The organism is Paraburkholderia sediminicola, from assembly GCF_046026855.1.
GTDB lineage: Bacteria > Pseudomonadota > Gammaproteobacteria > Burkholderiales > Burkholderiaceae > Paraburkholderia > Paraburkholderia sediminicola_A.
Map to the genome: position 1 here is coordinate 51,175 of NZ_JAQQET010000049.1, position 10,568 is coordinate 61,742.

Sequence of the window (10,568 nt, forward strand, 5' to 3'; positions counted from 1 at the left end):
TACGGCTTTCAGGCCATCAGAAGGCGGACGACATCGGCCTTCGACAAATCGAGTTTCTCGAGCTGGCGTTTATAGCCACTGAACGACTCAATATCGAGCCCCAGTGAACCAATTTTGCGGATGATGTTTTCGGTATGAGCACGCGTTGCCGGAAGATCGATTTCGGCCTTTTCCGTCAGCCAGTCGATCGTCAGCAATGCAGGAATATCCTCCTGCAACACCCGCCCTGTCTTCAGGTCGGCCATGGATTCGGCCGAACGGGATCGATAAATGGATTTGGTGTCCTGCATCGTTTCGAGGAAACTTTGCCTTACTTTCAATCCGTACTGCTCCTCGAGCATCGCAGTGAACAACCGCGTCTTCGCGCCATACTGCGCAGCTAGCGCGACACGCTCCTTATCAAGTTCCCGGAGCCTTTCGGCATTGCCCGCATGCACACCCTCGCAGTAGTGGAGATATTGATACCCTCGCTTCGTTTTTTCGAGGTTTTTCTCGTCCAAGGCGACGCCGAGGTGGATGATGTATCCCAAAGGGTCGAATTGCAGATCGAGCGCGCGGACCACATTGAAATGATGCCAATCCTTCCCAACGGTCGGCCCCGTAAACGCGCGCCGGAGGAGAGCCAAGGCCTTTTCCGCATTCGGGCCCGCCAACGCGACATTGGTTTTCTTCTTTCGCTTGAATTCGACCTTGTCTGAAATGTACCTTGTGCCGTAGAAACTATCTTCCACCAGAACCAAGGATGCGTGATGAAGGACCTGGCCCGATCGGTGGCGGGCAAGCAACGGTATCAGTCCGCCCTGGCCGCCTCTGACGAACACAAGATTCAGTTGCTGGCCATTTGAGTTCTCTTTGATCCACTCGAACACCTGGTCCCGTAGCGGCAGTATATCTGGCACTGTTACAATTACAAGCCGACACTCACGAAGGAGCTCCGTGGCGTCCTCGCTGATTGCATGGACATTGCCTGCAGGAAACACGTCTGTCACTTGCTCGCCGGAAATGATATTTTCTAGGCTGATCTTCTGGGAATCATCCCTCCGAAAAAATGGATGATCATTGCCTCTCAGCAGCACGATGTGCGGGTCAAACTCGGTTTCGTTTCTCCGCTGACGAAGATCAACGGCAAGAGTCAAGCCCACATGGCCGCCACCGACTATCACGATCTTATCCATTCTCACTGCACCTCTTCTAATAGAGTTTCATTAAGCGAATAAAAATGTCAAACGGTTACGTCTTGACATATTACCTAAATAAAACTAGATGTCTCGTTATCCTTGATAATGTAAAAGCACATAAATCTCTTGTACCGTTCAATATTTAGAGACGCAGTGAGATCATCGTATTGCCGTTCTGTCGACGTGCCATTTCTCGGGTGATGACATACGATCGAAAGAGAAGGCGCTCGAAATTTTCATCTTCAAATACATCGCGCCCGTGAAGCACATAGTCGTTTGGAATCAAAAGCGCTTGTCCTTTTTTCACTACGTGGCCCTTTGCCCTACCCACTTCAAGCGCAATTTCCGTTACACGTTTCAGAGCGTCGTTGGCCTGATGTGTCGTTGTTTCGTCCAGGCCCGAGATAGGACAGATATTGTTGAAACTCATGTGAATGCGCAAACGACCGGACGCGTCATGCTCTAACACGCTGATCCTTCGCACCTGCTCGCAAGGCCATCGCAGTTTGCCGCCGGCTCTGATCTCGTAGATGTTTTGTTGCAGCAGGTTGAGTTCCGCGGATGACAGCAGGGACGCAATCTCCACAGCGTCCGCAAGTAAAGTCTTAGGCACGTTACCTTCGGCTGTATGGGCAACCAGCGCCAATGCCGACGGCCGGCAATGATCGGAGGCAAACGTCAAGTCGTTGTGCATCGTCAGCAGTTCCGTCCCGCTACTCGACTCATTGGATAGCGTACTTGGGCGTATATCTGTGATATAGCTCTGATTGTATTCAGAATAGCCCGCGCATTTTCCGATCGCTTCGCCAATGGAAAGGACCAGTATTTTCGACCCTTCGACATCGGAAAATGTGGGCAAATTCGTGAGTAGAAGCGGGCGAGGATCTTCCCAAAAAATATCGGTCAGGCGGATTGGAAACTGGTCTTCGTATGCTTCCAGACGGGAAAGATATCTGCTTTGTATCTGACTGGGGCAATCCTCGTGCACCTTAGTCACGAGTGATTTTAGTTTCCCAGATTCGTTGTCCGAAAAATTTATTTTTCTCAATTCTGCACTCATTTGATCGCCTCGCTTCAAGAAGTCAATGCCCGTCACGCACTCGGGCGGTGATATGCGAATAAATGTTGCGCTGCCGGATGGCTGGACTGTCGAAGGCTTTACGCACACACACAGCTGTAACGTGCATAACTCGGCGGCCTCTTGCACGTCGGCGACCTCGTCGCAGTGTCGTTCTTTGAAAGAATGCTAACTGCTATGTCACTAGCGAAGAAGCGAAAAATGTTCTACCTTGGTGGCGCCTTAAATTCTCCAAAATGTCCTTGTCGGTTTTGTCGAAAACCTTTTCAGATTCATAACGAGGTCGCGGTCGATTCCCTGTTGGGGCATGCCAGCTACACTCATCGACCGCAACGTGTTGCCGGTTCGTTATTGCATAAACTTTGTCAGTTTATTGACTAATCTGGATATTCAATCAGCATGAGATTACCTTCCTTACGTAACCTTCAAGTGTTCGAATCTGCGGCCAGACATCGGAGTTTTCGTGAGGCGGCCGATGCCATGTTTCTGACGCACGGCGCAGTCGGCAAGCAGATAAAAGCACTAGAAGCCGAGTTGGGTGTCGAGCTTTTCGCTCGTGTTGGACGACGCGTCGTACTCACACAATATGGGCAGCGTTTGCTGATCACGATGTCTGATACGCTGCAACGCATCTCAGAGACGGTTGGCGAATTGCGCAGAGAATCGAGACGCCCGACAAGCCGGCTCCCGGTAACCGTTGTGCCGTCGTTCGCGACACGCTGGCTTGGCCCGCGTCTAGATGATTTCTTGGAGCGGCACCCCGAAATCGCCGTAGAATTGATTCCAACGGTCGCTACGCTCGACCTGTTGGGCAAACATATTCCGCTTGGCATCCGGATGGGTGCCGGCAAATGGGACGGTCTTGAGGCGGAGCGGCTCGCAACGGAAGTTTTGTTCCCGGTTGCAGCTGCGAGGGGCGTTGAAGGTTTTGACGCGTTACCCGCATCCGCGCGCCAAATGCTGCGCTATCCACTCCTGAATCCCTATGACGAGTGGGAACACTGGTTCAAACGCGCGGGTGTGAGAGCGCCGTTTACCGCGAGTGGCGCAACTTACGAAGATTCGTTGCAGTTGCTGCGTGCCGTGGAGGAACGCAAAGGCATTGCGCTTGGGCGCAAATGGCTCGTCATGGACGCTATAAAAGAAGGCCGTCTGGCACGCATGCCCGGACCGATGATCCGGACGACAAACGCCTATTATCTAGTTTATCCGAAAGCATATCCGCTCCCGGCAGCGGCCCAGGTTTTCGTATCCTGGATCCGGGAGCAGATACAACTATGCCACGCCGACATTCCGGCTTATTTGACCCAGCGTTGAACCGATTGCCCGGCCCCTCTCACGCAACGGGATTGGAACGTGGCGCGACCGATCCGTTCTATATCGAGCAGCAAAGGATTCCGCGGCAGGCCGAACTCGAGGCGAAACGGATTCAGGAGGGCCTTGGAGGTCCGGCTGAACGGCTTAGTGCGTTACTTTCCGGTGCGGAGAATCCTGGTGCGGCCATGCGAGATCTTCTCCTTCACGGAATGGAGGAGCAGCTAGGACCGACTGCGAAGTATCTCGCCTCAACGCCGCGCAGCGATGACGCGCTCGACGGAACCCTGCGGCAGATCCTGCACGATATGCCCGCACCGGAACTTCGCGATGTATGGCTCAACCGACTCCGGCCGATGTTGATTGAATGGCAGATCTTGTCGCAGGAACAGTTTCGAAAGCTTGATGCGGATGTGTCAAATCTGCTAAGTGCCTACCAGAAACGCCCCGGGCTGACGAGAGCACAGAAGTACGTGATCGCAGCGGTAGTGGTCGCCATCCTCTTTTTCGTCGTGCGTTCGTTTTGGCCGAACTGACCGCTGGCGTGAAAATTCTCAAAGTCGGGGGCGCTGCGGCTTCGACACCCCGTCACTGTGGTTGGTCAACGGCCCGATCGACGACGCGGACGGCCAGCCGACCTGACGGGGCGTGCTACATTCCCCGACAAAACAACGGGGGATGAAAGTGCGAAGTTTCGATAGCGTGGTGGACGAAGCGCGGCTAGCGGCAAGCCCGGCTGAATCGGTGGTCCGGTATCTCGAGGACAGAGGAGCACGGGTCGCGAAGAAGCCGTTCAGCGACACGGCTGACGAGAAGTTCGAGCAGGCGTTGCTCGATCGACACGATCCGCTTATTGACCTCGCGCTTGGACGGTGGTGCTGCCACATAGCGACAGGGCGCGCCTTGCTTGCTGCCAACGCTGGCGACAACACCCAAGCCCTAGCCATCCGATTGTCGCTTCTCTCGAACGTGACCGCTGGCGCGAGCTCTATGAGCAATGGCCCGACGGCGTTCTTCGGCGAGAGCCCTATGGACTGGTTCCCGTCCGCCACCGACGAGGAACTGACCGCTTACTTCAACAACCCGTCCTTGAACAACCAGTTCCTTGAAGCATTCTTCAACGGAGGGCCATCATGGGTTTGCCTGTCCGAGCCACAGCGCCTGACCGCCTTGCGTGCGTTGACGAGCAACCCGCGGATGAGCACGCCGTACGACCAGTCGTTCGCCGACGGCTACGCGGAGTACACCCATAACAAGGTCTTCGAGGCGGCCTGGAACATGGCTGGAACCGTGCCCAACACCCGCCCATGGGCGTTTGCGCTGGCCTGGCTGTTCGACGTCCTGCTGCCCATCGGGCACGGCGTTGACGATCCGCTCGCTCTCGCGGCACGCTGGATGCCCGATGATGACGAGGGCGTGAAACATGGGTCGCTTTCGCCCTTTCAGCACGTGCGCAAGGGCCTCGCGCGCCTTGCTTTGGCGAAGAACGCCGCGCGGGCCGACGAGTTTCTCGCCAGCGACGACCCTGCGTTGCGCGCAGCGGTCTATGCCTCACGCCGGTTGAACGCGGAGCAGATCGCGGCGGCCGTCGAACGCGATGGCGCTATGGGGTTCGACGGGATGGTGCGCAACGAGGAGTTATGGCGTAGTCAAGACCATCGTGATGCGCTGCGTGATGCCTCGTGGACGGTTGTTCAAGCGGACCCTAGCTCCGATCTGCTACCGCACAACCTCTTTACCGGGATGTGGGAACGCATGGAGCAGGAGCACCCGTCGTGGTTCGACGACGTGGCGCCGAGTGCCCCCGATGATCTGGACGTGCCGGCGACACGCGCGGACATCCAGCGGGTCTTGGAAACGCTCTCGGGTTCGAACACTGGTACCGGATTGCAGCAGTTAGCGATCGCCATTCAGGCGCTGAACCAACGCCTCGGTTGGGTCTGGTGGTTCTCGCTGGGTGCGCTTGTAGCCAGCATCAGCCACCGGATATGATCGCCGGGGCTTCCCGCGGATGAGCGAGATCCGCGTGGCCGTCGGATCTGACGACGCCGCGCAGGTTGCGCAGGCGTAGACCGCATTAAATTGTCAGTCTCATGAAGCAGGCGGCCTTTCACTTGCGGAATTTCGACACTCGGCTGTGCGGCAGCAGCCGGGCCAATAGGAGACGTCCCACCTACAGAGTGTCGAACAGCCGGGGTGGGTCGATCAGTGAAGGCTGGGTCCTCAGAAGCCTGCCGTCCGCCCGGATTTTTGCACGAACTGTGGCAGTACTTTTTACTTGCCTGGCACAGTTTTCACTTTCTGCGGCGCCCGACAATCCTAACGCCGAACCAAGCGCTTGCTCACGGCGCTGCTAACGATTTGAACAGGAGAAGGGGCAGATGATCGAGTACGTGAGCGACGCACTGCTTGCGGCGCTGTTTCCGGCCGACTCCGGATCGGAAGGTACGGTGCTCGTGACGGGGCCGATCGGCGTCGACGCGTCGATCGAGGTTGGAGCCATAGACTTCAATGGTACGCGATATCTGGTTTTCTTTGCGGACGTGATGACGTATGCGGGTAACGACGAGCAGTTCGTGCGCGAGACCGCTGCGGCGTGGAACCAGGGTTTTGTCCCGAACCCCAATTCCCGTATCGTGAAATTCTTTAGGCCGGAGGCCAATCGTGAGACGATGTTTCTGCCGCAGAAATGGCCACTTCCTGACCCCGCAATGATCTGGCAGTTCAGCGAAGCGTTGGGCATGGCATTGATCGCGCACGCCGATGCGTTTCCGGCGACGGTGCAATACTTCTACCTGCCGCAGACGGGCAAACTGGACGCGATATATAATAGGCTCGCTAGGAAATTCGAACGCGGCGAACTTGGCGTATCGTTCCGCTGCGTAACCCGGCCCGCATCAGACGAAGGAGGTTTTTATGGCTTTGAACGCATCTAGCAAGCTTCGCCCGAAGGTGATAGCGATGCAGAAACGCGGGGTCGCCGTGATCCTCCAGCGTACGGAGGAAGCGGCCGAGAAAGGCGCACTGACGGAAAAGAAAGCCCGTGAGACGTATCGCGCGACCGTGCGAGTACGGACACGGCGCACTGCGGACTCGGAATCGTAACCGGTTCGAGGCTCTTTCTGCCCGAGCAAAGCGCCACCGAAAGGTGGCGTTTTTGTTTTGGAGTCCAGCAGCGTTGCATTGGCACACAAGAACAGATACTGAGAGGTCATACGTGGCGCTACATCTGCGTATTTTGCTGGACACCAACATCCTGATTCCGCTTCAGGACTCGCTTGCCGTGCTCAGGCCGAACCTGGCGCACGTTATGGAGATGTGCAACGGCCGGCACCAGCTCGTCTATCACCCGGCTTCATTGAGAGACATCGCGCGCGATCGCGACGAGGCTCGCCGTGATCGGACGCTTACCCGTCTGAGACAGTATGGCGAGTTGGCAGAGGGACCTCCCTGCCCGTGGAACGTGCCCGGCCTGTCCGAGAACGACGAATGCGACAATACGATCCTGTATGCCTTGGAGCGGGACGCCGCGCACGTTCTGATGACGGAAGACCGGGGCCTGCATGCGAAGGCGATAGCCCGCGGGCTGGGCAGTCGTGTCTACTTCATCCAGACGATCGAAGACTGGCTCAGTCGCCTCCATGACCCGGCGACCGTTGAACTGCCCGATATCCTCGACGTCGAATTGAACGAACTGACCCCTCAACTGGGCGATCCATTTTTCGATAGCTTGCGCGACGGATATGCGGGGTTTGATGATTGGTATCGCGCCAAGGCCCGCGACGGGCGTCGCGCGTGGATCTACAGGCACCCGCCCGCACATGATCTTTCAGCAATCTGCATCTACGACGTGCAGACTGATGAGATCGTCACGAATGACGGACAACGGCTCGCTGGGCGCGCGCTGAAACTTTGTACGTTCAAGGTGGGCGAGCTCGTGCGCGGCCGCAAGATAGGAGAGTTGTTCCTGAAAATGGCATTCCGCTACGCGACGGCGAACGCGTGCGAGCATGTATTCATTGACGTGCGCGAAGACGAAAATCCGGATCAGAGCCATCCCGAGTTGATCACCTTATTGAAGGATTTCGGCTTCTCAGTAGTCGGAAGCCACAACGGCGACCGAGTGTACGTGAAACGTCATCCGGCAGAGCCCCCGATCGCTGATCTTGAGGCAGGGGATAGATTCGACTATACGCGCTGTTTTTACCCGCATTTCCGTGCCGATCTGGACATCCAAAAGTTCATCATCCCGATCAAGCCGCGATATCACCGTGTACTGTTTCCCGACCACCCCCGCAACGAAGGGCAACGGCCGCGTGGTCATGGCGAGCACGTCGGGAACGCGATCAAACTTGCTTACTTGTCACATTCCCCGTCCAACCGGATCCGGCGCGGCGACGTCGTGCTGTTCTACCGTGGATACGATCTAAAGGCGGTAACCACGCTCGTCGTCGTGGAGCATTTCGAAACGCTCTCGGATCCAAACGATATTGCCCGGCTTGTAAGCCGCCGCACGGTCTACACAGACGACGAGATCGACGAGATGGCAGATCACCCAGCCGGCGTGCGCATCATGCTCTTTCGCACCATCGAACACTTCCCGAACCCCGTGCCTCGTGCCCAATTTCCGAGGCAGGTTGCAGGAAATATTCAATCTACCCGGTTAATCACCAATGACACTTTTTCCCGAGTCCTCCGAGCCGCAGGGCGGTAGAGCCGTCCTGCTGTCGATCAAGCCGCGCTTTTGCGATCTGATCCTCGCTGGCAGCAAGCGGGTCGAGCTTCGCCGAAGCTGGCCCGCCGGGACGGATATTGGCGTGATGATCCTGTATTCGTCATCGCCAGTCCAGCAGCTGGTCGGCGTTGCGTATGTCGATCGCGTCGAGGAGCGCGACACGGACGGCCTGTGGTCGCTCGCATGCCAGTATGGCGGCGGCCTCGATCGTGATGAATTGGTCAGCTATTTTCACGGCAAATCGCGAGCGTACGGAATTCTGATCGATTCGGTAAAGGTCGCGCGTACGCCGCTGGACCCGAAGTCGATCTTTCAGGACTTCAGACCGCCGCAGTCCTTTCAGTATCTCTCGCCTGACGAGTTTTCCCTGGTGATGACACGCCTCTTTCCGGTGGAGGAAAAATGAAAAATACATTTGTGGCTGGCATACACGCCGTTGGTAAATCGTACCTTTGCGCTCGCGCTGCAGTGTCAGGCTGGGTCCATTCATCGGCCAGCACGCTGATCAAGCAGGAACTGGGCGGTGCCAACTGGACGGGCGCAAAGCTCGTCGATGATCCGGACCGGAACCAGAAAGCACTGATCGCGGCGGTGAAGCGGATCAATGGCGAAGGGCAACGACTGCTACTCGACGGACACTTCGTTCTGCGCGACGCGCGCGACGAGTTCGTTTTTCTCGGAGCGGAAGTCTTCGCAGACCTTATCCTTGACGCGGTTGTCCTCATTGAAGCACCTGCGTCCTTAATCGCCGACCGATTGCAAAGTCGCGATGGAGTGGCGCGCCGCGTCGCCGATATCGAGGAGTTTCAACTTGCCGAACGGCGGCAGGCGGAAGCGGTCTGCGCTGCATTGGGCCTGAAGTTGACGGTATTGAGCATGCCGAGCGACGACGAGTTTCTCGCTTCGCTGGGCAATCACTAAGCCCGGACTTTTCAGTGATAGATGCCCGATAGCGAGGTAACCGGATTGGCTTCGGACCAGCAGTCACCGAAGGGAATTGCCGCAGTTCGAACGCCGTGAATGAATCCGCAGCGAGGCCCGCGTGTAGAGCTTCGGCCCACCGATTCAACGGCTTCCCGAAAGGATGGCGCGACTGGGACCGCGATAACAGCTTGCTCCCGAGAACTTGTACTCGATCGAACAGGAGGACCGAGTAATGAAAGACGTCTCCACTAGCGCAACACCGGCGTACGACGCTGCGACGGACGGCAAGCGACAGCTGGCAGCCGGCATCGCCCTTCTAGGCGAATCGGGACTGCTGAAGTGGAATCAGACGGACTTGAACTTCGAGGCATTGGACGAGGGTTCGTTTGAAAAAAAAGCGGAGGGACTGCATCCTAGATTCGGGCGTGTAATGTTATGGGGGGTATTCTCAACAGGGTCAGAATACCTGTTGAAAGGTGCACTCATATTGAGTGGCGAGTTCAGTCCGACGCCAGTGTCGAAAGCGTCACTTGAAGACATCCCATGGACAGCATCATGGTTTCAAAAGGTCATTTCAAATAAATTCGAGACTGCTGATGCACTCGATTACGCTACGCTCGGCGGCGGCAAATTGGACGAAAAGATAAAGCAGCTCTGTGATTCGCATGCTGACGGGGCAATGGTCCGTGCCGCCTTCAAGGTGCTCGCGAACGCTATAAGGAACCGGGACGCGCATGCGTACGTCAAGGGGGTGCGAGCCGATCACTTCTACTTGTCGGCCCGTTTCGCTGAAGCGTACACGGCCTTACTTGGTTGGCTCAAGCCCGACGTTGTGAAGGCCGCGGTAGAAATCGCTTCCAGATCGACCACGCTTTCGGAGGAGTGTAACTTGGGGCTACCAGGTGGATGGTAGCCCCAAGCGAGTGCCATCTTGGCAGGAGCCGGGGATCTTCAGGCGTTTGTTGATGGACAAGCCGAGCGGCTGCGTCCTCTTGATTGTAGTCTCCGAAGATTTGGATTGTCGCTCCTTCCTCCGGGTCGGGAACGAGCCGGGAGAACGATTGCCGGATATCCGGGAAATGACAATTGCAAACCGCACAAAGTCAAATGCCACTGACGTCAAACCAGAGTGCCCGGGGCAGCGAGAAATCCGACGCAGCGCGTTTGCCCGGCTCGCCTCAATGGACGACGTGTCGAAGCGGCTCTTCGGGCCCCCGTAAAAGGTCTTTAATGAATGTTCGAGTACGCCGATCCGCTTCAGTGGCCGCTTTCAGAGCGCTACCGATGCTCGAATGTCCAACCGCGTTCGCCAGCGAACGTCCCTTCATGGCCCAGATGG

General features: G+C 56.8%; 10 protein-coding genes. 8 read left to right on the forward strand and 2 right to left on the reverse strand.

Features of this window, described 5'->3' with window-relative positions; genetic code table 11:
- Positions 1-8: 8 nt before the first annotated feature.
- Both PQR40_RS36155 and PQR40_RS36160 read right to left on the reverse strand, forming a co-directional pair.
- Entirely contained in the window at positions 9-1,175 is a 1,167-nt protein-coding gene (locus PQR40_RS36155; protein ID WP_408511048.1) for an NAD/NADP octopine/nopaline dehydrogenase family protein, read from the reverse strand.
- A 145-nt stretch (positions 1,176-1,320) separates the two neighbouring features.
- Positions 1,321-2,238: a TauD/TfdA family dioxygenase gene (locus PQR40_RS36160; RefSeq protein WP_408511049.1), complete on the reverse strand. Its 918-nt coding sequence runs from the start codon at positions 2,236-2,238 to the stop codon at positions 1,321-1,323.
- A gap of 417 nt (positions 2,239-2,655) precedes the next feature.
- On the opposite strand from PQR40_RS36160, the gene PQR40_RS36165 reads away from it, so the two are divergent.
- From PQR40_RS36165 to PQR40_RS36200, 8 genes are all read left to right on the forward strand, one after another.
- Complete coding sequence (locus tag PQR40_RS36165; RefSeq protein ID WP_408511050.1) at positions 2,656-3,573, forward strand: LysR substrate-binding domain-containing protein; 918 nt, start codon at positions 2,656-2,658, stop codon at positions 3,571-3,573.
- 32 nt (positions 3,574-3,605) lie between these two features.
- Positions 3,606-4,106 carry a hypothetical protein gene (locus tag PQR40_RS36170; RefSeq protein ID WP_408511051.1) on the forward strand — a complete coding sequence of 167 codons (501 nt, stop codon included), beginning with the start codon at positions 3,606-3,608 and terminating at the stop codon, positions 4,104-4,106.
- A 142-nt stretch (positions 4,107-4,248) separates the two neighbouring features.
- Positions 4,249-5,562, forward strand: a complete 1,314-nt coding sequence (locus tag PQR40_RS36175; protein ID WP_408511052.1) for a hypothetical protein — start codon at positions 4,249-4,251, stop codon at positions 5,560-5,562.
- A 401-nt stretch (positions 5,563-5,963) separates the two neighbouring features.
- Positions 5,964-6,506: a hypothetical protein gene (locus tag PQR40_RS36180; protein WP_408511053.1), complete on the forward strand. Its 543-nt coding sequence runs from the start codon at positions 5,964-5,966 to the stop codon at positions 6,504-6,506.
- A 281-nt stretch (positions 6,507-6,787) separates the two neighbouring features.
- Positions 6,788-8,284 carry a PIN domain-containing protein gene (locus PQR40_RS36185; protein WP_408511054.1) on the forward strand — a complete coding sequence of 499 codons (1,497 nt, stop codon included), beginning with the start codon at positions 6,788-6,790 and terminating at the stop codon, positions 8,282-8,284.
- Positions 8,244-8,711, forward strand: a complete 468-nt coding sequence (locus tag PQR40_RS36190) for an ASCH domain-containing protein (RefSeq protein WP_408511055.1) — start codon at positions 8,244-8,246, stop codon at positions 8,709-8,711. Before PQR40_RS36185 ends, PQR40_RS36190 begins: the two co-directional genes overlap by 41 nt.
- Positions 8,708-9,226: an ATP-binding protein gene (locus PQR40_RS36195; protein ID WP_408511056.1), complete on the forward strand. Its 519-nt coding sequence runs from the start codon at positions 8,708-8,710 to the stop codon at positions 9,224-9,226. The genes PQR40_RS36190 and PQR40_RS36195 overlap by 4 nt, the downstream gene beginning before the upstream one ends.
- 235 nt (positions 9,227-9,461) lie before the next feature.
- Positions 9,462-10,142, forward strand: a complete 681-nt coding sequence (locus PQR40_RS36200) for a hypothetical protein (protein WP_408511057.1) — start codon at positions 9,462-9,464, stop codon at positions 10,140-10,142.
- Positions 10,143-10,568 lie beyond the last annotated feature (426 nt).